We start from the raw sequence: 24,062 nt of genomic DNA, 5'->3' as shown, positions 1-24,062 counted from the left end.
CGGCGCACAGATAGCTTTCCATTACATAGCAGGCACCTTCGGCACCAAACAAACTATTGTGCCGCCATTAACCTTTAGGCTGAACATAATATTAGATTATATTAATTTAAGAGAGACGCTGACTAGCTCTTATTTATTTTTTGAAGCGTAGTGCCTCACCAGCCGCCCTTATCAAAGCGCGGGCTTTATTTTGCGTTTCTTCATATTCAGCCTCAGGATCGCTGTCATATACAATACCAGCGCCAGCCTGTACGTGCATTTTCTGGTCTTTGATCACGGCGGTGCGAAGCGCGATACATGTATCAAGTTCTCCAGCGACCGAAATGTAACCGATCGCACCTGCGTAGATGCCCCGCCGATCAGGCTCCATATCATCGATGATTTCCATCGCCCGAATTTTTGGCGCCCCTGATACAGTGCCAGCGGGAAATCCGGCAATCATGGCATCAAGAGCATCAAGATCGTCACGTATTGTGCCTTCGACTTGAGAGGCTATGTGCATGACATGCGAGTAATATTCGACATCGTAATTTGATTTAACCCTGACTGAACCTGGCTTGGACACGCGTCCAACATCATTGCGGCCAAGGTCAAGAAGCATCAAATGTTCTGCCCGTTCTTTGACGTCAGCCATAAGGCTGGCAGCGTTGGCTTCGTCTTCTTCTTGTGTCAGGCCGCGTTTGCGGGTGCCTGCTATTGGGCGGATTGTGACTTCTTTATTGCGAAGACGCACCAGAATTTCGGGGCTTGAACCAACAATCGAAAGATTGCCAAAATCAAAGAAGAACAGGAAAGGTGAGGGATTCAGACGACGCAATGATCTGTAAAGATTGATTGCTGGCAGATGAAACGGGATTGTAAAGCGCTGTGATAAAACAACCTGAAAGACGTCTCCTGCTCTAATATGTTCTTTGGCTTTGCGCACCATATCGAGAAAGGCCGACTTCACCATATTTGTTTCAGGCGCAGGCAAACTGGCATTAGCATCGCCATCCTCGGTTTGTGGTATAGGTGCATCAAGTGCTTTTACCGCGTCTTGCAAGCGGCTCTGCGCGGCATCCCAAGCTGCTTGTGCATCTGTCCATTCGGATGGGCGCACTTGTGTGACCAATGTGATTGTGTCTTTCAAGCGGTCAAAAATGGCGACAATTGAAGGGCGTAACAGGACGGAATCATAGACATCAAACGCCGCATCATTCTGGTCGGGGATATTTTCGATATGCCGGATCATATCATAGCCGAAATAGCCGAATAGACCTGCTGACATTGGCGGCAAGTCGCCCGTATCATCCATGGCGGATTCAGCTAGAAGCATGCGTAAAGAACTAAGTGGTGCTGCGCTGTCAGCGACAAAATGATCGCTATTCGCCGGGTCGCGGTTACATTCGGCCACATTGCCACGACAACGCCAGATCAGATCCGGATTCATGCCGATGACTGAAAAGCGTCCCCGTACTTCACCGCCTTCAACTGACTCGAGCAGGAAACAGTTATGCTTGTCATTGCCCAGCTTCAAAAAGGCCGAGACAGGTGTCTGGGTATCGGCAATAAAGACGCGGTGAAGCAAAGACGGTTTATTAGCTTCAAAACGGCCAACAAAGCTGTCAAAGCTATCGGATATATCCGACATTACTGCTGACTTCCCACCAACAATTGCCGAACTGGCTCAATGTTGATTTGCAGATCATGCTCTTGAGATAGGTTGATGGCCATAAAGCTGATGACATCTTCTGTGATCGCATTTTTCATTATATCGGCAACCATCTTGTTGGTGTCGTCAATCTCGCTTTGCTCTGCCTCAATGATTTCACTTGTCATCACAGCGATAGCTTCGGTGCCTGTTTCCACAATACCAAAATCACCATTTGCCTGCGCAAAAGCCGTGTTAGCGATCAGCCGTGCTGCTTCGTGATCAAGGCCAAGACCATTGCGACGGAATTTTGTACTTGCCGCAATATTGTCAAAACTAGCGGGATCGGCAATGGCGGCATCAGCTGCAGCACGTGCGGATTTTATAGCCTGTACAAGCTTCCAATCTTGGATTGCACGTTGTTTCACTTCATCCAGCGAACGAGGCCTTGCCTCAGTTTCTGTAGTCACATCCACCATGAAGAAAATATCTGCGCTGGCTTCCTGCAAGACACTTAACGTGCCGACATCATTCGTCCATATAGCTTCGATGATGGCACTTTCTTGGACGATTTCGGAATCGTCCACTATCGGCTGACCATCAATATCAAGCCCATTGCGGTCAATATCGTTAATCGTCACGATCTTGCCGCCGACCTTGCCAAGCGCTTCGTCAAGGCTGGCACCCGAAGCAATCTCATCTTCGAGAAGATTGGCGCGTTCATAAAGCAGATCAATAGCTTCTTCACTACGTAACGTACTGGTGATCTCGTCACGAACATCTTCAAGTGTTGCGTTTCCACCCTCGGTAATGTCATCGACGATCAATATATGTTGGCCAAACAATGTCTCCACCGGTCCGGTCGCAACGTTGACGCTGGCATCAAATACGGCATCGGCGATTGCACCATCAAGCCCATCACGCGTCACGGTTCCCAGCATAACGTCAGTATCCGTCCAATTCAGCATATCAGCAGCGACTGCGTTAAAGTCTTCGCCTTTATCAACGCGCTCAAGCGCTTCGTTAGCTTTTTCGGCATTTTCAAATACCATTTGGCGCACAACACGTGTTTCAGGCGTGGAAAACTCATCAATACGCGTGCCAAAAGCGTCTTTGACCATATCTTCTGAAATTTCGACATCAGCTTCGATCAGCGTGGCTGAAATAAAACCAACCCGTGCCGAACGAACTGTAGGAGCATCGTAGCTGGATTTATTTTCGGAAAAATATGTATCGAGATCAGCGTCGGATGGTGTTCCAATATTGTCAGCGTCAACAGCAAAGCTTTGCATCTTTACCACCCGTTGCTGAAGCTCATATTTGGTCAGCAAAGTATCAGCGGCTTTGTTAGAGACAACACCCGCAGCAAGGGCTTGGGTCAATTGGCCACGCTTTAATGCACTATCGACGCGGCCTAGATATTCAGCTTCGCTGATGCCGGCGCTGGCCAGTGTCTGCATGAACCGCCCTTCGGAAAAGTTTCCCATTTCATCTTGAAAATTGGTTTCATTGGCAACAGCGTCACGTTGCATCGCACGGGTAACAGTCAGGCCAAGCGCATTATTTTCAGCGTTGAAGATGACTGCACGGGACAGCGAACCAACAATTTCTGATAAAAGTCCGGTTTGTAACGCCTCACCAGTTGATGCATTTGGCATATAATTACGACGAGCGCGCTCAAATTCAAGCGCCACTTCGCGGGGTGACAGGCTTTCTTCGCTTGCTGACACAGCTTTATCACTACCGCCGATCAGGCCGGTTGTTATGTCGCCAACGCCCCAGAGCGCAAAACCGCCTGCAAGAAACACAAGGAAAGCTTTCATTATAGGGGATTTAGCGCCGCTACGCATGGCCTGAAGCATATTAATCTCTATCTTTAGTTGGTGAGGGATGCGTCATGCCATACAGCAAGCCGCGCCCCGCATGAACGCATTATTGTTGAACTTGTCCCATTAATACTTGTTGACGTGACTATCGGCAACTTGATTTGAACAATACGCCATAAAAACAGCATGATTTTACGAATGTTAGTGGTCTTTTCAACATTTTCTAAGTCTTTACCAGCAAATTACTGCTATTATAATGTTTTTTAATAATGACTCAAAAATGGAATTAGCTCGATGATTATAGCAGCAAATTGGAAAATGAATCCTGACCTTGAAACGGCCGGGATGCTAGCTAGCCGCTTTGCAGCTATTTCCTTTAACAATGTAAAGCGTGTTTTGTTTGCGCCGCACCCATATATCATCCCCATGTCAATAAGGCTTGCACAAAGTGACATAACGCTTGGCGGACAGGATTGCCACACCGCCGATTCTGGCGCCCACACAGGTGATGTTTCGGCACTCATGTTGCGCGACAGTGGTGCTAAAATGGTTCTAGTTGGACATTCTGAACGGCGTAGCGATCATGGTGAAGTTGATGCACTCATTATGGCCAAGGCCAATGCAGCGCTTGCGCGTGATCTGGATGTTATGATCTGTGTTGGCGAAACCCGCAATGCTCGGGAGGCTGGTAATGCCGAAACCGTTGTGCTTGCACAATTGCAAGGCTCGATCCCCTTGGCTATGGATCCGACTAGGTTGATTGTCGCTTATGAACCTGTCTGGGCGATTGGCACTGGCTTGGTGCCGTCATTAGAAGATATTGCGGCAATGCACGAAAACATCAGCAATTGGCTTTCTTCGGCATTTCCGAACAGAAGTGATACGCATATTCCGGTGCTTTATGGCGGTTCGGTAAAGCCTGGCAATGCAACTGAAATTCTATCATTACCGGCTGTCGACGGGGCATTGGTCGGCGGTGCTAGCCTAGATGCAAATGGATTTGAGGCCATTTGTGAAGCTGCATCTAATGTTACATAGCGATTATGAGTATTTTGTTGAAATAATCGCGGTTTCGCCCTATAACCGCGCCATTAAGTGTTAATGCAGGAAAATAATGATGCAAACCTTGGTTTTAACCATACATATTTTGATTGCCCTTGGCCTTGTTGGTGCTGTTCTATTGCAACGAAGTGAAGGTGGAGGTCTTGGCATCGGTGGTGGTGGCTCAGGTGGCGGTTTTATGACCGCACGCGGCACGGCAAATCTTATGACACGTGTAACAACCGTTCTGGCGGCAGGATTTTTCACGACTTCAATTATTCTTGCGATCTTGGCGGGTGCTGGTAAAGAATCAGTGTCTATTGTTGATGATGTTATCAATAACACACCAGCGCCTGTAAGCGGCCCAGCTGTACCAACTGACAAATAGACATGCGTGACTGTTCAGTGATTTCAACGTCAGAATAGTCACGAAGCTGATTGTCAATCCTAACAATTAAATTTTATTGACCCAAATGGTGATTTTGACACTTACCAAGTGCCCATCAATAAGGTATTAAATTTGGCCATGCCTCGTTTTATTTTCATCACTGGTGGTGTGGTTTCGTCCCTTGGAAAGGGACTTGGCGCGGCCGCTCTTGCTGCTTTGTTGCAGGCTCGCGGATATAAAGTTCGCCTTCGTAAACTTGACCCTTATTTGAATGTCGATCCTGGCACGATGTCGCCTACTCAGCATGGTGAAGTTTTTGTCACCGACGATGGCGCCGAGACAGATCTTGATCTTGGACATTATGAACGGTTTACAGGCGTTCATGCCAAGCAAAGTGACAATGTAACGGCTGGCCGCATCTATTCGGATGTACTGGCAAAAGAACGTCGGGGTGATTATCTGGGTGCGACAATTCAGGTTATTCCGCATGTGACGGATGCTATTAAAAACTTTGTCTTGTCAAATATAGATGATGAAGATTTTATCCTATGCGAAATTGGCGGCACGGTTGGTGACATAGAATCACTTCCGTTTCTTGAGGCGATCAGGCAATTAGGTAACCAGCTAGGCCGCGAACAAACATGTTTTCTGCATGTGACGTTACTGCCTTATATTGCGGCTGCTGGCGAGTTAAAGACCAAGCCAACACAGCATTCGGTCAAAGAGCTACAATCAGTTGGAATTCAGCCTGATATCCTTTTGTGCCGGACAGAACATGAACTGCCAGCAGAACAAAGGGGCAAAATTGGCCTGTTCTGTAACATCCGTGAATCGGCGGTTATTCTGGCTCGTGATGTAAGCAATATCTATCAGGTGCCGCTTGCCTATCACGACGAAGGTCTTGATCGTGAAGTTATGCGGCATTTTGGACTTGATGATGTTGCACCGCCACTCGAACGTTGGCAGAACATATGTAACACCGTTGCTAATCCAGAAGGCGAAGTAACCATCGCCATTGTAGGCAAATACACCTCGTTACAGGATTCTTACAAATCACTTGGTGAGGCGTTGACCCATGGCGGTATTGCCAATGGGGTAAAGGTCAATATCGAATGGATTGACTCTGAATTGTTTGAGCAGGAAGGCGCGGCGGTTGAGTCGCTTCATCATGTCAGCGGTATTCTTGTGCCAGGTGGATTCGGTGAACGCGGATCAACTGGCAAAATTAACGCTATTCAATTCGCCCGTGAGAATAATATTCCCTATTTTGGTATTTGTTTTGGCATGCAGATGGCCGTGCTTGAGACAGCGCGGAATCTGTGCGGCATGACAGGTGCGGGTTCAAGTGAATTTGGCGAAACTGAAATACCACTAGTAGGTCTTATGACTGAATGGACTTCAGGTAATGCAAAAGAACAGCGTAGTGCCGAAGATGATCTTGGGGGAACAATGCGGCTTGGTGCCTATGAGTGTCTGCTTACCGAGGGTTCACTTGCAAGCCAGCTTTATGGCGAGCATCTTATTAATGAGCGGCACCGGCATCGTTATGAAGTCAATGTCACCTACAAAGATGCCTTGGCTGAAGCTGGCATGATAATGTCTGGTCTTTCACCGGATGGGGGCTTGCCAGAAATTGTTGAACGGCCAGATCATCCATTCTTTGTAGCGGTGCAATTTCATCCGGAATTAAAATCCAAACCATTTGATCCGCATCCACTCTTTACTGGGTTTGTGGCGGCTTCAATGGAAAAGTCCCGCCTCGTATAGGAGGTATGTATGAACATATCTATCGGCAATGTGTCTTGTGGTGATAACCATCCTCTCTTGCTCATAGCTGGGCCATGCCAGATTGAGAGTCTTGATCACGCGCTATTCTGTGCTGAAAAGCTGTCACAGGCGGCGGCGAATGCCGGAATGGGCTTTGTTTATAAGTCATCCTATGACAAGGCGAATCGCACTTCAGCAGGCGCGGCACGCGGTATTGGCATGGATGAGGGTCTGGCTATTATGGCCAAGGTCAAAGATACTTTTGGATGTCCGGTGCTGAGCGATGTACATTTGCCAGATCAATGTGCAACCGCTGCCGAAGTGCTGGATATTTTGCAAATTCCGGCCTTTTTATGTCGGCAGACTGATTTATTGTTGGCGGCTGCCCAAACAGGTGCCGTAGTGAATATTAAAAAGGGACAGTTCCTAGCGCCGTGGGATATGAAACATGTAGCTGCAAAAGTAACAGGCGCAGGCAATAATCGTGTCATGCTGACCGAGCGTGGCACGTCATTTGGTTATAATACATTAGTATCTGATATGCGTGGCTTGCCGGAAATGGCATCGCTGGGACATCCTGTGATTTTTGATGCAACCCATTCCGTGCAACAACCTGGTGGTAAGGGTGGTAGTTCGGGAGGTCAGCGCGAATTTGTTCCCGTATTGGCGCGCGCGGCGGTTGCTGTTGGCGTCAATGGCCTGTTTATGGAAAGTCATCAGGATCCTGACAATGCACCGTCAGATGGCCCAAATATGTTACCACTTGACACTATGCCAGACGTTCTTGCCGCCTTGATGCGTATTGATGCGGCACGGCGCGGGTGACGATTAAGATAAAGATAAAGAAAAAAATGAGCTTAAATTCAAACCACTAGATTGATCAGAAAGCAAAAACATGTCCAGCATAGTCGATATTCAAGCCCGTGAAATTCTTGACTCACGAGGAAATCCAACTGTCGAGGTTGATGTATTTCTTGAAGATGGAAGCGCGGGTCGTGCTGCTGTGCCCTCAGGTGCCTCAACCGGCGCTTATGAAGCCGTCGAGATGCGCGATGGGGATGCAGATCGTTATAATGGCAAGGGCGTTCTAAAGGCCGTCGATGCGGTTAATTTTGAAATTTTTGATGCTCTTGCCGGGGCTGATGCGTTTGATCAGGCTGGTAATGATCAGGATATGATCGAACTTGATGGAACCGCTAACAAGGGTCGCCTTGGCGCCAATGCCATTCTGGGCGTGTCATTGGCTATTTCCCGCGCTGCTGCTGACGCGGCTGAGATGCCGTTATGGCGGTATCTTGGGGGTGTGAATGCGCATCTGCTACCTGTGCCGATGATGAATATCATCAATGGTGGTGCGCATGCCGACAATGCGCTTGATGCGCAGGAATTTATGGTCATGCCTGTAGGCGCCACGCATTTCAATGATGGTTTGCGAATGGGTGCCGAAATTTTTCATGCTCTTAAAAAGCTTCTGTCTGACAATGGTTTGTCAACGGCAGTTGGCGATGAAGGAGGGTTTGCCCCAGCAATCAATTCAACGGATGAAGCTCTTGGCTATATCACCAAATCAATTGAAGCGGCTGGCTATAAGCCTGGTGACGATGTGATGATTGCCGTTGATGCCGCCGCAAGTGAATTTTACAAAGATGGTGCTTATCATCTGCAAGGTGAGGGACGCTCGCTTAGCAGTGATGAGATGAACAGCATGTGGGCTGAATTAACCGGTAAATATCCGATCACATCCATCGAAGACCCGCTTGATGAAGATGACTGGGATGGGTTTGCGGCCTTGACGGACAAAATTGGCAGTGCTGTGCAAATTGTTGGTGATGATTTGTTTGTTACGAACCCTGAGCGTCTGTCTCGTGGCATTAAGGATGGTTCAGCGAATGCCATTCTGATCAAGGTCAATCAGATTGGAACACTATCGGAAACAATGCAGGCCATTGAAATGGCGCAAAAAGCCGGTTTTGGCGTTGTTATTTCACATCGTTCGGGTGAAACCGAAGATAGCTTCATTGCTGATTTGGCGGTAGCAACCAATGCGGGTCAGATAAAGACCGGTTCATTGTCCCGGTCAGATCGGCTGGCAAAATATAATCAGCTTTTGCGTATCGAAGAAGAGCTTGATCGCACAGCTCTTTATGCGGGTGCGTCAATCTTACGTGGCTAAGCTGATTTTATCAGCTTTGATGCTCTCTCACCTATTTGAAGCTTAATGCTGGAAATATCATATTTTCTGGCGATTCGCATTTCACTTGACGCGGTGAAACAGCTCTGATTCAATAAACCTCAATTAAGGGCATGCCGTCTTGGTGGACGTAACTATATAGGTGTTTAGATTATGTATGTTATGAAAAAGTCATTTGCTTTCATTGGTAGTCTTCTTCTGCTTGCCACAATGGCTTCTTTTTTCATGTTTCATACCATTGCAGGCGAGCGTGGTATTCTGGCTCAGCCCGAACTTGAACGCAAAATCCTGATAGCTGAAGAACAGCTGGCTTTGCTTGAAAAGCATCAATCTCATCTGCGTCAACGCATTTCGCTGATGCAAAATGATGCTATAGATGCCGATATGCTGGCAGAAACGGCGCGCGCCGATCTTGGGCTTTATTCGCAGAATGATGTGATTGTTTCAATTGATATGTCCGAATTGAAATTTTAAGTCTTATAGAAGCGCTTTAATGTTAACTGTAATTTAGTTTATTTAAATAAAATCAAATAAAAACAATTAAATAAAATAGTTGCAAAAAATTCATTTTGGCTAAATCTTAGTGTTTATACCGTGAGGCGCGACTGATGTGTTGCATGCTTAACGGTTGCGGGATAATGCGACCAATTAAGATGGAGCTTAAGATGGCCACTAATACTGAAAGCAAACGCAAAAAAGGCCCAGGTAGGCCGCCCAAGTCAGTTGGAACGGGTGTGAATGACATGCCGTCAACGGATGATCTGGTCAAAATGTTTCGTGATATGTTGCTGATCCGGCGTTTTGAAGAAAAAGCTGGTCAGATGTATGGCATGGGTCAGATAGGTGGTTTTTGTCATCTTTATATCGGTCAGGAAGCTGTTGTTGTTGGGTTGCAATCAGCCTCGGTGGAAGGCGACACGGTAGTGACATCTTATCGTGATCATGGACATATGCTGGCTTGTGGCATGGAGGCTGATGGCGTCATGGCTGAGTTGACGGGGCGTGAAGGTGGCTATTCGCGTGGCAAAGGCGGCTCGATGCACATGTTTAGCCGTGAAAAGAATTTTTTTGGTGGTCATGGAATTGTTGGAGCGCAGGTGCCTATTGGTGTCGGGCTGGCTTTTTCGCACAAATATAAAGATCAGAAAAACGTCTGCATGACCTATCTAGGTGATGGCGCTGTCAATCAGGGTCAGGTTTATGAAAGTTTTAATATGGCGGCCTTGTGGGATTTGCCATGTCTTTTCATTATTGAAAACAACCAATATGGAATGGGCACAGCCGTTAACCGTGCGGCGGCTGGTCGGGCGCTAGCTGATCGCGGCATGGCCTATGGTATTCCAGGTAAACAGATCGATGGTATGGATGTGTTGGCTGTTCGTGCGGCAGCGCTTGAGGCCTTGGAACATTGCCGTTCTGGCAAAGGTCCCTATATCCTTGAAATGAAAACCTATCGTTATCGTGGTCATTCGATGTCTGATCCGGCAAAATACCGCACCCGCGAGGAAGTTGATACTATGCGCAAGCAACATGATCCAATCGATCAGCTGCGCGAAATATTACAAAATCAGAATGTGAAGGATGAAGAACTGAAAGCTATCGATTCTGAGGTAAAGGCTATTGTGACTGACGCGACTGAATTTGCCCAGACAAGCCCAGAACCGGATGCTTCAGAACTGTTCACCGACATTTTACTGCCTTTACCATCCGAAACAACAGACACGGTGAGGGCGTAATCATGGCTATTGAAATCAAAATGCCTGCTTTGTCGCCAACGATGGAAACAGGAACATTGGCCAAATGGCTTGTTGAAGAAGGGGCTGATGTGCGCTCTGGTGATGTGATCGCCGAGATTGAAACCGATAAGGCGACAATGGAAGTCGAAGCAGTAGATGATGGCACGCTAGGTAAGATACTTGTTGCCGCAGGCACCGAAAATGTTGCTGTGAATGCGCCGATTGCTATTTTGCTTGAAGAGGGTGATGCGGCTGACTCCGCGCCGCCTGACATCTCGACGCCTTCTGAAACGCTGCCAGCTGAAACATCACCTGCCAGTACCGATGCACCAGCAGCGGATACGCCGTCCAAAGCGCCACAAGCACCTGCAGCCCCCGCGATTATTGCAGAAACCGAATGGACAGGCACATCAACATCAATCACCGTTCGTGAATCCCTGCGTGATGCCATGGCCGAAGAAATGCGTCGTGATGAAAATGTGTTTGTCATGGGTGAAGAGGTGGCTGAATATCAGGGTGCCTATAAAGTTACGCAAGGACTGCTTGATGAATTCGGCGCCCGCCGTGTTATCGACACGCCTATTACCGAACAGGGATTTGCCGGCCTTGGGGTTGGTGCGGCCTTTGGTGAATTGCGACCGGTCATTGAATTTATGACCTTTAACTTTGCCATGCAGGCCATTGACCAGATCATAAATTCAGCCGCCAAGACATTATATATGTCAGGTGGGCAGATGGGATGTCCGATCGTGTTTCGGGGGCCAAATGGTGCTGCTAGCCGCGTTGCTGCCCAGCATTCGCAATGTTATGCAAGTTGGTATGCACATTGTCCGGGATTAAAGGTAGTTTCACCTTGGTCAGCGGCGGATGCCAAAGGTCTGTTGAAATCAGCCATCAGGGATCCTAATCCGGTGATTTTTCTGGAAAATGAGGTTATGTACGGTCAGTCCTTTGATGTGCCAGATGACGATGATTGGACTGTGCCAATCGGCAAGGCCAAAATCGTCCGCGAAGGCAGTGATGTAACATTGGTTGCCTTTTCAATTATGGTTGGTCGTGCTTTGCAGGCGGCGGATACGCTGGCTGAAATGGGCATTAGCGCCGAGGTGGTTGATCTGCGCACAATCCGTCCGCTTGATATCGATACGATTGTAACCTCGGTAAAGAAAACATCGCGTTTAGTGACCTGTGAAGAAGGCTTTCCTTTCGCTGGTATTGGCTCTGAATTGGCAATGCAGGTTATGGAGCAGGCCTTTGACTGGCTTGATGCACCGATTGCCCGCGTGACTGGCAAGGATGTGCCGATGCCTTATGCCGCAAACCTAGAAAAACTGGCATTACCGCAGGTGGATGACGTCGTCGCGACGGCGCTTGCCACATGCGAAGGCTTCAAAGGAGCGTAATCATGGCTATTGAAATCAAAATGCCAGCTTTATCGCCAACAATGGAGGTTGGTACATTATCAAAATGGTTGGTGTCTGTTGGTGATGATGTGCGTTCGGGAGACGTGATCGCTGAGATTGAGACCGATAAGGCGACGATGGAAGTCGAAGCGGTTGATGATGGTAAAGTGGCGCAAATCGCTGTTGGCGATGGCACCGATAATGTACCTGTAGGTACAGTGATTGCATTGCTTGCCGAAGATGATGAAGATGTTGCCGCCGTATCATCGGCAACACCAGACGCTGTTTCAACGCCAGCTAGCGCCCCTGAAGCGACCAAACCGGCTGAAGTCGAAACAGCTCAAGATGTATCTGCTCATGCAGAATCTGCAAAACAAACACCTAATGCAGACGCACCCACGCCCATAACTGCATCAGCAACTGTGTCTTCAGTATCTGCTACTGGTGCTGCTCGTATTTTCGCCAGTCCCCTGGCGCGGCGCATCGCAGCGGATAAGGGTGTTGATCTGGCTAGTCTGACTGGCAGTGGCCCGCATGGCCGTATTTTACGGTGTGATGTTGAGGGTGCGCCAGCATCGATGCCGGCATCGCTTGTAGGCACAACTCCGTCATTAGCTGTTACGGCCACTGCTGAAAATGGGGCAAGCACGCTAGTGCCGAACAATCAGATGCGCAAGATCATCGCGTCACGTCTGCAGGAATCCAAACAGACAGCTCCACATTTCTATCTAACGGTCGATTGCAATATCGACATTCTACTCGAATCACGCAAGGCGCTGAACGCGTTGGCTGGCGAAGGTATTAAGATTTCGGTCAATGATATGGTGATCCGGGCGGCGGCAATGGCTTTGATGAAGGTGCCAGCGGCAAACGCGTCATGGGAAGGTGATAACACACGTCTGTTCCATCATGCTGATATTTGCATGGCGGTGGCGGTTGATGGCGGTCTGGTCACGCCGGTGATCTGGGCTGCTGAAAGCAAAGGCCTGTCTGAATTATCGACGATCAGCCGGGACCTGGCATTGCGTGCACGTGATGGCAAGCTGGCGGCCGAAGAATTTACTGGGGGCAGTTTTACCATTTCTAATCTTGGTATGTTCGGGGTGCGTGAATTTGCAGCAGTGATTAACCCGCCACAAGGCGCGATTTTAGCGGTTGGTGCGGGCGAACAACGTCCGGTGGTGATCGATGGAAACTTAAGCGTGGCGACGATGATGAGCGTGACCTTGTCATGTGATCACCGTGCGGTTGATGGTGCAGTTGGTGCAGAATGGCTACAGGCCTTTAAGGGCTTTATTGAAAATCCAGTAACGATGTTGCTGTAAATTCTGTCACGAATACCGACTTTGAGGGATTACAATGGCTGAAACAAAATCTGACACTAAGTCTTTTGATATCATCGTGATTGGCGGGGGGCCAGGTGGTTATGTCGCGGCGATCCGTGCGTCCCAGCTGGGCATGAAAGCAGCTGTTATTGAGCGTGAACATCTTGGTGGTGTCTGTCTGAATTGGGGCTGTATCCCTACCAAGGCATTATTGCGGGCGGCTGAATTGCGCCATTCTATTGATGAAATGAAGGAATTTGGAATCACTATTTCGGGTGAGGTTAGTATCGATTTGCCAACAGTGGTTAAACGCTCGCGCAAGGTGGCTGGTCGCCTGTCGATGGGGGTGTCGCATTTACTCAAGAAAAACAAGGTTACAGTATTTGAATCCGAAGCCCAGATTGGCAGTAAAAAGGGCGATATGCGCGCGGTTACGCTTGCAGATGGCACAATACTCGACGCCAAGCATGTGATTATCGCCACCGGTGCCAGGGCGCGCTCATTGCCCGATATCATGCCGGATGGCACAACTATCCTGACCTATAAAGAGGCGATGGTTCCCGAAACCATGCCAACATCTTTGATTATCATCGGGTCAGGGGCTATTGGTTCCGAATTTGCGTCCTTCTATCATGATATGGGCGTTAAGGTGACATTGATCGAGGCGTTGGATCGTATTCTGCCGGTTGAAGATCCAGAGATATCGGCGATTGTGCAAAAGGCTTTTGTCAAACGCGGTATGAAGGTGATTACCGGTGCCAAAATGGCGTCTTTGAAAAGCGACGGCAAAAGCGTTACTGCGACCTTTGAAGGGGATGAAGCCCCTGTCACGGCTGACCGCGCCATTCTGGCGGTTGGCATTGTCGGCAATACCGAAAATCTGGGTCTGGATGGCACCAAAGTCAAAGTCGATCGTGGCCATATCTCAACCAATCAATGGGCAGAGACTGGCGAGGCTGGGATCTATGCCATTGGTGATGTGACTGGCCCACCATGGCTAGCTCATAAGGCCAGCCATGAAGGTATCATTTGTATTGAAAAGATAGCGGGTCAAAAAGATGTCCATGCGATTGGGGCAGGGGCGGTTCCTGGCTGTACCTATTGTCGCCCGCAGGTCGCATCAGTTGGCATGACCGAAGCGGCGGCAAAAGAAGCAGGGCACAAGATCAAGGTTGGGCGCTTTCCGTTTGTCGGCAATGGCAAGGCGATTGCGCTGGGCGACGATCAGGGGCTTGTCAAGACGATCTTTGATGACAAGACAGGTGAATTGCTGGGTGCCCATATGGTCGGGCCCGAAGTGACCGAACTGATACAAGGCTATGCGATAGCACGCACATTGGAAGCTACCGAGGCGGAATTGATGCAAACGATCTTCCCGCATCCAACGCTTTCTGAAGCGATGCACGAGTCAGTCCTTGACGCTTATGGTCGCGCTATCCACATGTAGGTTAGAGTTTATCATATCGGCCACGATTAAAAGATGTATGTAAGGTAGGTCTAATGCCCCAGGTCAATCACACGAAAGGTGCTGCACGGCATCCAGAAAAGCGACGAAACGAGGATCGCCCACAGCCGCGTCGTCCTGAATGGTTGCGTGTAAAGGCTCCGGTTTCACCAGAATATCAAGAGACACGTGCCTTGATGCGTGATTTGAATTTGGTAACCGTTTGTGAAGAAGCCGCCTGTCCGAATATAGGTGAATGCTGGGCACAGAAACATGCAACGATGATGATTTTGGGGTCAGTCTGTACGCGTGCCTGTGCCTTTTGTAACGTTGCTACCGGGCGTCCTGACCTGCTCGACCCGCATGAGCCTGATAATGTCGCATCAGCTGTTGCCAAGCTGGGTTTGCAGCATGTGGTAATTACATCGGTTGATCGAGATGATCTTGACGATGGTGGGGCTTTGCATTTTGCACAGACTATCACGGCAATTCGTGCAGCATCACCTAACACTACTATCGAAGTACTGACCCCCGATTTTTTGCGCAAGGACGGGGCATTGGAAATAGTTGCCAAAGCCCGACCGGATGTGTTCAACCATAATATGGAAACGGTGCCACGGCTTTATCCGACCATTCGTCCTGGCGCTCGTTATTTTCATTCACTGTCTATCCTGCAAAAAATTAAGGAAATAGATAGGTCGATCTTTACCAAATCAGGCATCATGGTTGGTCTTGGTGAAACCGATGAAGAAGTTGGGCAGATTATGGATGATCTGCGCTCTGCCGATGTTGACTTTATGACCATCGGCCAATATCTACAGCCAACACCAAAACACGCCCCGCTTGATCGGTTTGTTGAGCCGGAAACATTTGCGCGTTATGCAAAACAGGGCAAGGCCAAAGGGTTTCTTTTAATGTCATCGACACCACTTACCCGTTCATCCTATCACGCCGATGCCGATTTTGCGGCCCTGCAAAATGCACGAAACGCCACGCTTGCATCAGCTTAATGACGGTTCATGCTGAAAAACGCGTGGTGTCACACACGCCTGAACAGCTTTATGCGCTGGTTCTTGATGTGCAAAAATATCCTCAGTTTTTGCCGTGGTGTCTGGCTGCACGGGTTAAATCACAAACTGAATATGAATTAGCTGCTGATCTTATCATCGGCTTCAACATGTTCCGTGAGACTTTCACATCCTATGTAGAGTTTGACTCTGACAAGCTCGAAATTAACGTGCGGTATGCCGAAGGGCCCTTCAAGCACCTTACAAATAACTGGCGGTTTTTGCCGCATGAAGACGGATGTGAGATCGATTTCTATGTTGATTTCGAATTTAACTCGCGTCTTTTGCAATCAGTTATAGAAACATTATTTACCGAAGCTGTGCGCCGGATGGTACGCGCGTTCGAGACACGCGCTGCTGAATTATATAACAAATCTAATAAATTAAATTGAATTAAATTAAATTAAATTATTTCAATTCTTTAATGATTAAATCTAAAGCAAAAAATGAAGCGTTATTGCGGATGTTTGCACGATCACCTTCAAAAATTTGTTTTATAGATTGTGCTGGCTTGCCGCGTGATTGAATACCGAAATAGACAAGCCCGACTGGTTTGTCGGGGCTACCACCACCAGGGCCAGCTATGCCCGTGATAGATAAAGCAATGTTTGAATTTGGCGCATGTTTGAGAACGCCAGATACCATTTCGATTGCTGTTTCAGATGATACGGCACCATGCGCATCAAGCGTCTCGCCAGTAACGCCAAGCATGTCCATTTTGGCATTATTGCTATAGGTTACAAAGCCCCTGTCGAGAACGGCTGATGACCCGGCAATATCGGTTAGGCTGGCTGCAACCATACCGCCGGTACAGGATTCAGCCAACGCAATCATAACATTCTTATCTTGCGCTGTTGTGATGACAGCCTGCGCATGTGCATTGATATCTTTTGTCATGGCGCTCATACAGCTATCCCCTCCCAGAGGTGATATAATGCCAGAACACCAACCCCTGCGAAAACACCAGCGACAAGATCATCAGCCATGACACCAGTGCCGCCTGCAATCTTTTCAGCCATCGCTATGGGGCCAAGTTTGGTAATATCGAAAAACCGAAACAATCCAAAGGCAAGAGCCACCCATGCGCAATAAGCAGGCCAGGCTAGATCGGTCGGAATAACAAGAAGTGGCAACCATTGTCCGGCAACTTCGTCGATGATCACTTCAGGTGCGTCTTTCTTGCCTGTATCACGACAATAGATATCAGCAGCCTTGATCCCAACGAAAATGACAATCAGAATTGAAAATTCAAGCAGATAGGGTGATAGCTGTATGAAAGCGACACCGCTGATGACGCCCGCAAGTGATCCCCATGTCCCAGGGGCAGGGCGCATATGCCCAATTGGGCCTAATGTGGCGATCTGATGCCAGATATTATATGCCGTCATGATGACTCAGCACCGTTGTAACAGATGGTTGCGGTAGCCTGTGCGGCGATGCCTTCGCGGCGACCTGTAAAACCGAGGCCTTCGGATGTTGTCGCTTTGACCGCAATCCGGCCTATATCCAGCCCAGTGATCTCGGCTATCCGCTTGCGCATGGCATCACGATGTGGGGTGATTTTTGGATATTCACATATCAATGTCAGATCCAGATGCAAGATGCTGGCTTTGGCATTGTGGCATTGTTCAACCGCATAATCCAAAAATCTGGCGCTATCGGCATTTTTCCATTGATCGTCGCTAGGTGGAAAATGTGATCCGATATCACCATCGGCTAGCGCCCCGAAAAGGGCATCACATAAAGCATGTAGGCCAACATCACCATCCGAATGTGCGGTTAGCCCATATTCGCTTTCCACCGTAATGCCGCACAGGGTAATGGGGCCGGGCTTGTCACCGAATTTATGCACATCAAAACCATTTCCAACTCGAATATCCATTGCCGGTCCAATGTTCTGCCTGTTACCACCCGCGCGTGATAGATGTTCCAGAATTGTGAAATCTTCTTCATAGGTCAACTTCATAAGTGACCTTGTGCCCATGATGGTGGCTACATTTAACCCAGCAGACATGGCAAGGCTTGCATCGTCGGTGATATTTTCATGCGCTATATTGTCATATAGCGCGGCAATGGAATGTAAGCGGAATAGTTGCGGTGTTTGGGCGGCGCTGGCCTTGTCGCGGTCAATGACATCAGTGATCAGACTGTCATTGATCTGTTTTAGACTGTCAGACACAGGCAGAACAGGGATAACCCCAACCAGGTCTTGTGCCGATGATGTGGCTAGATGATCTATCAACTTATCCAAAATGTGGTGTTTTAATAGCGGGCGAGCGGCATCATGAATCGCAACAAATCCGTCAAAACCAGCCTCGGAAAGTGCGGCTATGCCATTGCGGACTGACTGCATGCGCGTTGCTCCGCCAGTGATGATGCTGACAATATGGGCATAATGACCAAAATGCTTGTCAATGATGGCCTGCGCCTGCGCTTCCTGTCCTTGGCCAACAACCAGAATGATGCTGCTGACATTCTGGTGCTTGGTGAAAGCATCAAGCGACCAGCAGATCACCGGCTTACCACCTAAGTCACGAAATTGTTTGGGAATATGTTCCGTATGCGAGGCGTCTGTAGAGATCATGCGCTGTCCAGAACCAGCTGCAACAATAATGGCAGCAACTCTCGGAGAGGCGGATGTGGGCGCGTGATCAGACATGATAAAACTTTATCACCAAAGCGCGCCTGCTTGTCTATGTCTTTTTCTGATGTTACGCAGAGCATGTCGATATGTAGTGCATTACTGTCATTTTCTTAGGCGTTTCTTGCTTTACCCAGAGGATCACGATAAACATACTTTAAGGATGCTTATTTTTTGGGCGATATTTAAATTCTGCTTAATTTTCAGGCAGAATTCGCGATATGACTTTGCTGGTGATGGAGACATAAGTGGCTATTCAGCTATGTGATATTGATTTGCCGCATGCTGTCATTCTGGCACCAATGTCAGGCGTGACTGATTGGCCTTTTCGCCGTGCTGTAAGGCGTGCGGGTGGCGGGCTTGTGGTCACTGAAATGATCGCCAGTGCGGCTATGCTCGCCGAAGTCAAAACGGAAATGCGGAAGCTTAAAACCGAAGTCGCTACCGAAGCCCCGCTTTCAATTCAACTGGCAGGTTGGGAACCATCAGTGATGGCTGATGCGGCAAAAGTCAGTGCCGATCTTGGCGCCAGCATCATAGATATAAATATGGGGTGCCCAGCTAAAAAGGTGACAGGAAAACAGTCGGGTTCGGCTTTGATGCGGGATGAACATCATGCGGGAGCAATTCTTGACGCGGTGGTCAAAGCTGTCGATATACCTGTAACGCTCAAAATGCGGCTTGGCTGGGACGATGCGTCCCTTAACGCCCCACAATTGGCAAAAATAGCCCAAGATGTTGGTATCCGTATGGTTGCTGTGCATGGGCGCACACGCTGTCAGATGTATACAGGCAGTGCTGACTGGCAGAAAATAGGCGAAGTTGTTGCGGCGGTTTCTATTCCGGTCATAGCCAATGGTGATATCCGCACGCTGGACGATGTGCGCATGGCACTCGACCATAGCCATGCTGCGGGCGTCATGATTGGGCGGGGTGCGCAGGGCAGGCCTTGGTTTGTCGCGCAAGCAGGCGATCTCTTGAATGGGCAACAAGTGCGCCCGGAGCCTAGCATAGCCATACGGCATCAATTCATGTTGGCGCATCTTGAGGATATGCTTACACATTATGGGTCAGCGGCGATGCGCCTTGCCCGTAAACATATCGCTTGGTATGCGCATGGCTTGCCAGGGTCAGCAGAACTGCGAGACGTGGCCAATAACACAACAGATAGCACCGAGGTTTTTGCCGCGGTTGACGCCTTTTTCGCCACACTTATCGAGCAAGAAGCGGCATAAGCATTATGTCAGATATCGCCAATAATTTTAAAAGTGAAGATTTCGAGATCAGCCATGATGCGCGGCATGTGCAAGACAACCCTGTTGCAAGTCAAATACTGGCCAGTTTGCCCAATCCGGTGTTTATTCTGGATCGTGATAATCAATTCCAATTTTTGAACCATGCGGCTGAGATGTTTTTCCAATCTAGCCAGTCAATTATTTTTGCACAGGCTTTACAGAGCTTTATCGCGTCCGATTCCCCGTTATTTTCAATGTTAAGCCGGGCTCGAGATCAGAACCGTTCAGTCGCCGATCAGGGGCTTGAGTTGGCGGGCCCACGGGTGGGCTTTAAACTGGTCAATGTTCAAATCACACCTTTTGAAAATAATGGGTCTTTGCTGGTGACTATGCAGGAACGCGCTCTGGCTGAACGGTTGCGTGGACAATCCCTGTTTCGTGGCGCTGCCCGTTCGGTAACATCAATGGCGGCGATGCTGGCACATGAAGTTAAAAACCCATTGGCGGGCATCAAAGGGGCGGCACAATTGCTGGAAGCTGACCTTGACGCCAGTGAAACCAACTTAACACGCATGATTGTCGAGGAAACAGATCGGGTAACAGCCCTGCTGGATCGTATGGAAGGCTTTGCAGGTGGTGCCAGTGTGGTTATGACAAGCGTCAATATTCATGAAGTGCTTGATCACTGTCTGGAGATGGCGGCCGCCTCATATGGTGTTCATCTTGACATGAAACGTGCTTATGACCCGTCTTTGCCCTTTGTTGAAGGGCATCGTGATCTGCTTATTCAGGCATTTATTAATATTATTAAAAACGCATCAGAAGCTACTGATAAAAATGGTGAATTGATTGTAAGAACATCATATGCCCCAGGGCGGCGGCTATCAACAACATCGATTGCTGGACAATTACATGTGCCGATTCAGGTCGAGGTTATTGATAATGGCAGAGGTATCCCCGAAGATATTCGTGACCATCTATTTGACCCATTTGTTTCAGGGCGCATGGGGGGTAGTGGCCTCGGACTGGCGATGGTGGCAAGCGTCATTGCTGATCATGGCGGGCTGATGGAGGTTGAAACTGTTCCTGGAGAAACTGTTTTCCGTTTTAATTTTCCTGCCACAACGTCTAAGCAGGCTCTGCATTTACCCAAGAATGAAGACACGACCATATAATGGCTGATACGCAAAAACATATTCTGGTGGCTGAAGATGACAAGTCGGTTCGACTTGTGGTGCAACAGGCATTGGCGCGTCAAGGCTATACGGTGCATTCCAGTGGCAATGCGTCTGGATTATGGAAACTGATTGAAGCTGGCAAAGGGGATGTTCTGATCACTGATGTGGCCTTGCCAGATGGTGATGCGCTTGATTTATTGCCGCGCATAAAAGAAAAACGGCCAGATTTGCCGGTCATTGTCATGAGTGCGCGATCAACTTTGCTCACAGCGGTCAAAGCCCAGCAGATTGGCGTCTTTGAATATTTGCCGAAACCTTTTGAATTGCGCAATCTCGTGGATGTCGTCGCCCGGGCTCTTGCCGTTATTTCAGGCTCTTCAGGTGCCCCACAAAGCGAGATGCCACCACAGTTTGAGGACGGGGGGCCCCTTGTCGGGCGGTCTCGTTCGATGCAGGATATTTTCAAGGCGGTGGCGCGCGTTGTTAGCACTGACCTGACAGTCCTCATAACAGGTGAAAGTGGCACAGGTAAGGAGCTTGTTGCGAAAGCTGTTCATGACCTTGGTGACCGACGGCAAAATCCTTTTGTAGCTGTAAATTTGGCAACAATTCCCCATGAGAAGGTCGATGCCGAGCTCTTTGGCGTTGAAAACAAATCAGCCATTGTAAGCATGAGCAACCCTGGACGTTTTGAGCAGGCGGTAGGTGGAACTTTGTTTCTTGACGAAGTGGGGGATATGCCATTGGAAACGCAAACACGCCTGCTCCAGGTTTTACAGGACGGCACCTATGTGCCATCGGGATCGACGATGCCCGTAACATCGAATGTGCGGATTATTGCAGCGACTAATAAGAATCTTCAACATCTGATGGATCAAGGGCTGTTCCGTGAGGATCTTTTCTATAGGTTGAATGTTGTGCCGTTGCGTTTGCCGCCCTTGCGTGATCGCTTGGAAGACATCGCCCCGCTTGTTAATCACTTTTTGACTAAATCTTCAGAAAATGGCCTGCCTCATAAGATGTTTTCGGCTGATGCGAAAAGATTATTGAAAACATGGCACTGGCCGGGAAATGTGCGCGAATTACAAAATATGGTGCATCGGCTTTTGGTGCTACATAATGAAGATATTATTGATGTTGATGCCGTAGCTACTGAATTATCCCAGCAAGATAAAGGTGATGAAGAATATCATGAAAGTGATAATTTATCACAGTCGGTTGATGCGCATATAAGACGCTATTTTGATGCTTTGAAAGGCGGATTGCCTGCCCCCGGACTATATGGGCGTATTTTGCACGAGGTTGAGTTACCCCTGATTACCGCAACCTTGGAAATAACACGCGGTAATCAGGTCAAGGCAGCTGACATTCTGGGCATGAACCGAAATACGCTTCGTAAGAAAATCAAAGAACTTGGGATTACGGCAGGACGATGACGTGTTAGGCTTTGTTAAATATTTTGGTGGACGTTCATCCAAGAACTTGGTTGCAGGATCACGTGATGAGTGCAGATAAACAGTCACATATAGGGCGGCGTCTGTTCAGCGAAAACCGTCTTGCCTATATATCAATTTTATTCACCGTTTGTATGGGAGCTGCAACCGCCTTTACACTTTCGCGGGTTGATTATCTATCTGAAGGGCCACGTGCGCTAAAATTGTTGTTGGCAATCGATGTTGTTGCCTTGGTGGTTCTCAGCTTCTTTGTCGTTCGTCATATTATGCAGTTATGGGCTGATCGTCGCCAGCAAGTGGCAGGACACCAACTGCATTGGCGTCTTGCGGTATTATTTGGCGGGATCACGACCTTGCCAGTTCTGATCATTGCGCTGTTCTCACTATTTGTTGTCGATTATTCATTACGCGGATGGTTTGCTGACAGAATTTCTGTTGCGATTAATGAGTCAGTTAAGGTTGCTGATTCCTATTTTCAGGAACATGCCCAATCGGTGACTGGTGATGTGTTGACGATCGCGAATGATGTCAATCGCGAAGCGCTCAAGCTTGGTGATAATACCGAAATCATGGGTCAATATCTGAGCAATCAGACTGCCTTGCGTAATTTGTCGGAGGCTATCATTCTCGATGGTACAGGTGAGGTGATTGCAAAGTCACGTTTCGCCTTTGCTGTGACCTTCACAAATCTTGATGAAGATTGGGTTGAGAAAGCCCGCGCTGGTGAAGTCGTGGTTCTGCGCGCCGACGATACAAACAAAATACGCGCCGTGGTTAAATTGAATAGCTATATCGATGCTTATTTGCTGGTGGGACGGTTCATTGACCAGAATGTCCTGGCCGCGGTTGACCGTACACGTCTGGCTGCGTCTGATTACCAACAATTAGGCATTCAGCAATTTGATTTACAGTTAAGTTTTGCGGTTTTGTTTGGCGTCGTGGTTCTGTTGCTGTTGATTTCGGCTTTATGGGTTGGTCTCAATCTCGCAACAGCGATTATTGGGCCATTATCGGCGGTTATCAATGTGGCTGATAAAGTGCGGGGAGGCGATTTGCGCGAACGTGTGCCAGGTGGTGCCAATATTGATGAAATATCACGCCTTGGCCTGTCTTTTAATAATATGTTGGATGAGTTAGCGCGAAGCCGTCAGCAACTTGTTCAGGCTAATATGCAAATTGACCGGCGGCGTGAATTTACAGAAGCGGTTCTGGGTGGTGTGTCGTCAGGTGTAATTGGTCTTGATAAAGAGGGGCGCATTAACTTACCCAATGCGGCGGCTCGTAATCTTCTTGGACTGACCGATGTTGACATGATAGGCAAAAAACTGGAAAATCTAGTACCAGAATTTAATAACCTGTTATCGATTGTTGGGCAGAAAAGACGCCGCTTTATAGAAGAACAAGTGGTTTTAGAGCGCCCCACAAGCCGTTTAACCTTGCGTGCGCGGATCGCCAGCGAACTGGTTGATGATCGGGTTATCGGTTATGTCGTAACATTTGATGATGTCACTGATCTATTAACTGCGCAGCGCAAAGCCGCTTGGGCTGATATTGCGCGGCGTATCGCGCATGAAATAAAGAATCCATTAACACCTATTCAGCTTGCATCCGATAGATTGCGCCGGAAATTCAAACCCAAGGATGCCGTCGAAGCGGATCGTTTTGAGGAATATGTGTCGATTATTTCACGTCAGGTTGACGATATAGGCCGCATGGTTGACGAATTTTCATCATTT

The 24,062-nt window shown here is 48.4% G+C and carries 21 protein-coding genes; 16 read left to right on the top strand and 5 right to left on the bottom strand.

Annotated elements, in window-relative coordinates; translation table 11 throughout:
- Positions 1 to 133 precede the first annotated feature (133 nt).
- Positions 134 to 1,630, bottom strand: a complete 1,497-nt coding sequence (trpE, locus tag ACTF7Q_RS02650) for an anthranilate synthase component I (protein ID WP_438996306.1) — start codon at positions 1,628 to 1,630, stop codon at positions 134 to 136.
- A complete protein-coding gene (locus tag ACTF7Q_RS02645; RefSeq protein ID WP_438996305.1) occupies positions 1,630 to 3,492 on the bottom strand; it encodes a peptidyl-prolyl cis-trans isomerase in 1,863 nt (620 codons plus the stop codon). Before ACTF7Q_RS02645 ends, trpE begins: the two co-directional genes overlap by 1 nt.
- A 258-nt stretch (positions 3,493 to 3,750) precedes the next feature.
- Here ACTF7Q_RS02645 and tpiA point away from each other — a divergent pair, with 258 nt between their 5' ends.
- The 12 genes from tpiA (at position 3,751) to ACTF7Q_RS02585 (ending at position 16,210) form a co-directional block, all read left to right on the top strand.
- The gene (tpiA, locus tag ACTF7Q_RS02640; RefSeq protein WP_438996304.1) at positions 3,751 to 4,494 is read left to right on the top strand and encodes a triose-phosphate isomerase; all 744 of its coding nucleotides are present in this window, start codon (positions 3,751 to 3,753) and stop codon (positions 4,492 to 4,494) included.
- A 79-nt stretch (positions 4,495 to 4,573) separates the two neighbouring features.
- Positions 4,574 to 4,885 (top strand): preprotein translocase subunit SecG, encoded by a 312-nt coding sequence (gene secG / locus ACTF7Q_RS02635; protein ID WP_438996303.1) that lies wholly within the window; start codon positions 4,574 to 4,576, stop codon positions 4,883 to 4,885.
- 138 nt (positions 4,886 to 5,023) lie between these two features.
- A complete protein-coding gene (locus ACTF7Q_RS02630; RefSeq protein ID WP_438996302.1) occupies positions 5,024 to 6,652 on the top strand; it encodes a CTP synthase in 1,629 nt (542 codons plus the stop codon).
- A gap of 9 nt (positions 6,653 to 6,661) precedes the next feature.
- The gene (kdsA, locus tag ACTF7Q_RS02625; RefSeq protein WP_438996301.1) at positions 6,662 to 7,477 is read left to right on the top strand and encodes a 3-deoxy-8-phosphooctulonate synthase; all 816 of its coding nucleotides are present in this window, start codon (positions 6,662 to 6,664) and stop codon (positions 7,475 to 7,477) included.
- A gap of 70 nt (positions 7,478 to 7,547) precedes the next feature.
- Positions 7,548 to 8,825, top strand: coding sequence for a phosphopyruvate hydratase (gene eno, locus ACTF7Q_RS02620; protein ID WP_438996300.1), 1,278 nt, complete (start codon positions 7,548 to 7,550; stop codon positions 8,823 to 8,825).
- Between the two features lie 171 nt (positions 8,826 to 8,996).
- A complete protein-coding gene (locus ACTF7Q_RS02615; protein WP_438996299.1) occupies positions 8,997 to 9,317 on the top strand; it encodes an FtsB family cell division protein in 321 nt (106 codons plus the stop codon).
- Positions 9,318 to 9,508: 191 nt separating this feature from the next.
- Positions 9,509 to 10,579, top strand: a complete 1,071-nt coding sequence (pdhA, locus tag ACTF7Q_RS02610; protein ID WP_438996298.1) for a pyruvate dehydrogenase (acetyl-transferring) E1 component subunit alpha — start codon at positions 9,509 to 9,511, stop codon at positions 10,577 to 10,579.
- Between the two features lie 2 nt (positions 10,580 to 10,581).
- On the top strand, positions 10,582 to 11,982 hold the full coding sequence (locus tag ACTF7Q_RS02605) for a pyruvate dehydrogenase complex E1 component subunit beta (RefSeq protein WP_438996297.1): 1,401 nt from the start codon (positions 10,582 to 10,584) through the stop codon (positions 11,980 to 11,982).
- Positions 11,983 to 11,984: 2 nt separating this feature from the next.
- The gene (locus tag ACTF7Q_RS02600; protein WP_438996296.1) at positions 11,985 to 13,307 is read left to right on the top strand and encodes a pyruvate dehydrogenase complex dihydrolipoamide acetyltransferase; all 1,323 of its coding nucleotides are present in this window, start codon (positions 11,985 to 11,987) and stop codon (positions 13,305 to 13,307) included.
- A gap of 34 nt (positions 13,308 to 13,341) precedes the next feature.
- Positions 13,342 to 14,754, top strand: coding sequence for a dihydrolipoyl dehydrogenase (gene lpdA / locus ACTF7Q_RS02595; protein ID WP_438996295.1), 1,413 nt, complete (start codon positions 13,342 to 13,344; stop codon positions 14,752 to 14,754).
- Positions 14,755 to 14,807: 53 nt separating this feature from the next.
- Positions 14,808 to 15,761 carry a lipoyl synthase gene (gene lipA, locus ACTF7Q_RS02590; protein ID WP_438996294.1) on the top strand — a complete coding sequence of 318 codons (954 nt, stop codon included), beginning with the start codon at positions 14,808 to 14,810 and terminating at the stop codon, positions 15,759 to 15,761.
- Positions 15,761 to 16,210, top strand: a complete 450-nt coding sequence (locus ACTF7Q_RS02585) for a type II toxin-antitoxin system RatA family toxin (protein ID WP_438996293.1) — start codon at positions 15,761 to 15,763, stop codon at positions 16,208 to 16,210. The genes lipA and ACTF7Q_RS02585 overlap by 1 nt, the downstream gene beginning before the upstream one ends.
- 16 nt (positions 16,211 to 16,226) lie before the next feature.
- Here the strand turns inward: ACTF7Q_RS02585 and ACTF7Q_RS02580 are convergent, their stop codons facing one another.
- The 3 genes from ACTF7Q_RS02580 to ispF are packed head-to-tail and all read right to left on the bottom strand — an operon-like array spanning position 16,227 to position 18,477.
- Positions 16,227 to 16,724, bottom strand: a complete 498-nt coding sequence (locus tag ACTF7Q_RS02580; RefSeq protein ID WP_438996292.1) for a CinA family protein — start codon at positions 16,722 to 16,724, stop codon at positions 16,227 to 16,229.
- Positions 16,721 to 17,206, bottom strand: a complete 486-nt coding sequence (locus ACTF7Q_RS02575; RefSeq protein WP_438996291.1) for a phosphatidylglycerophosphatase A family protein — start codon at positions 17,204 to 17,206, stop codon at positions 16,721 to 16,723. The genes ACTF7Q_RS02580 and ACTF7Q_RS02575 overlap by 4 nt, the downstream gene beginning before the upstream one ends.
- Positions 17,203 to 18,477 (bottom strand): 2-C-methyl-D-erythritol 2,4-cyclodiphosphate synthase, encoded by a 1,275-nt coding sequence (gene ispF / locus ACTF7Q_RS02570; protein ID WP_438996290.1) that lies wholly within the window; start codon positions 18,475 to 18,477, stop codon positions 17,203 to 17,205. The genes ACTF7Q_RS02575 and ispF overlap by 4 nt, the downstream gene beginning before the upstream one ends.
- A gap of 230 nt (positions 18,478 to 18,707) precedes the next feature.
- Here ispF and dusB point away from each other — a divergent pair, with 230 nt between their 5' ends.
- The 4 genes from dusB to ACTF7Q_RS02550 all read left to right on the top strand — a co-directional run.
- On the top strand, positions 18,708 to 19,694 hold the full coding sequence (gene dusB / locus ACTF7Q_RS02565) for a tRNA dihydrouridine synthase DusB (protein ID WP_438996289.1): 987 nt from the start codon (positions 18,708 to 18,710) through the stop codon (positions 19,692 to 19,694).
- Positions 19,695 to 19,699: 5 nt separating this feature from the next.
- Positions 19,700 to 20,869 carry a two-component system sensor histidine kinase NtrB gene (locus ACTF7Q_RS02560; RefSeq protein WP_438996288.1) on the top strand — a complete coding sequence of 390 codons (1,170 nt, stop codon included), beginning with the start codon at positions 19,700 to 19,702 and terminating at the stop codon, positions 20,867 to 20,869.
- Positions 20,869 to 22,308 (top strand): nitrogen regulation protein NR(I), encoded by a 1,440-nt coding sequence (gene ntrC / locus ACTF7Q_RS02555; RefSeq protein ID WP_438996287.1) that lies wholly within the window; start codon positions 20,869 to 20,871, stop codon positions 22,306 to 22,308. The genes ACTF7Q_RS02560 and ntrC overlap by 1 nt, the downstream gene beginning before the upstream one ends.
- Positions 22,309 to 22,373: 65 nt before the next feature.
- Positions 22,374 to 24,062 (top strand): histidine kinase dimerization/phospho-acceptor domain-containing protein (locus tag ACTF7Q_RS02550; protein WP_438996286.1); only part of this gene is annotated, 1,689 nt, incomplete at its 3' end.

This window comes from Puniceispirillum sp. (SeqCode) (assembly GCF_965657105.1).
Lineage (GTDB): Bacteria > Pseudomonadota > Alphaproteobacteria > Puniceispirillales > Puniceispirillaceae > Puniceispirillum.
This window is presented reverse-complemented; position numbering and strand designations above follow the sequence as displayed.

Coding starts and splice junctions, on each gene's coding strand:
- trpE (WP_438996306.1), bottom strand. CDS start 1,630: ATGTCGGATATATCCGATAGCTTTGACAGCTTTGTTGGCCGTTTTGAA.
- ACTF7Q_RS02645 (WP_438996305.1), bottom strand. CDS start 3,492: ATGCTTCAGGCCATGCGTAGCGGCGCTAAATCCCCTATAATGAAAGCT.
- tpiA (WP_438996304.1), top strand. CDS start 3,751: ATGATTATAGCAGCAAATTGGAAAATGAATCCTGACCTTGAAACGGCC.
- secG (WP_438996303.1), top strand. CDS start 4,574: ATGCAAACCTTGGTTTTAACCATACATATTTTGATTGCCCTTGGCCTT.
- ACTF7Q_RS02630 (WP_438996302.1), top strand. CDS start 5,024: ATGCCTCGTTTTATTTTCATCACTGGTGGTGTGGTTTCGTCCCTTGGA.
- kdsA (WP_438996301.1), top strand. CDS start 6,662: ATGAACATATCTATCGGCAATGTGTCTTGTGGTGATAACCATCCTCTC.
- eno (WP_438996300.1), top strand. CDS start 7,548: ATGTCCAGCATAGTCGATATTCAAGCCCGTGAAATTCTTGACTCACGA.
- ACTF7Q_RS02615 (WP_438996299.1), top strand. CDS start 8,997: ATGTATGTTATGAAAAAGTCATTTGCTTTCATTGGTAGTCTTCTTCTG.
- pdhA (WP_438996298.1), top strand. CDS start 9,509: ATGGCCACTAATACTGAAAGCAAACGCAAAAAAGGCCCAGGTAGGCCG.
- ACTF7Q_RS02605 (WP_438996297.1), top strand. CDS start 10,582: ATGGCTATTGAAATCAAAATGCCTGCTTTGTCGCCAACGATGGAAACA.
- ACTF7Q_RS02600 (WP_438996296.1), top strand. CDS start 11,985: ATGGCTATTGAAATCAAAATGCCAGCTTTATCGCCAACAATGGAGGTT.
- lpdA (WP_438996295.1), top strand. CDS start 13,342: ATGGCTGAAACAAAATCTGACACTAAGTCTTTTGATATCATCGTGATT.
- lipA (WP_438996294.1), top strand. CDS start 14,808: ATGCCCCAGGTCAATCACACGAAAGGTGCTGCACGGCATCCAGAAAAG.
- ACTF7Q_RS02585 (WP_438996293.1), top strand. CDS start 15,761: ATGACGGTTCATGCTGAAAAACGCGTGGTGTCACACACGCCTGAACAG.
- ACTF7Q_RS02580 (WP_438996292.1), bottom strand. CDS start 16,724: ATGAGCGCCATGACAAAAGATATCAATGCACATGCGCAGGCTGTCATC.
- ACTF7Q_RS02575 (WP_438996291.1), bottom strand. CDS start 17,206: ATGACGGCATATAATATCTGGCATCAGATCGCCACATTAGGCCCAATT.
- ispF (WP_438996290.1), bottom strand. CDS start 18,477: ATGTCTGATCACGCGCCCACATCCGCCTCTCCGAGAGTTGCTGCCATT.
- ACTF7Q_RS02560 (WP_438996288.1), top strand. CDS start 19,700: ATGTCAGATATCGCCAATAATTTTAAAAGTGAAGATTTCGAGATCAGC.
- ntrC (WP_438996287.1), top strand. CDS start 20,869: ATGGCTGATACGCAAAAACATATTCTGGTGGCTGAAGATGACAAGTCG.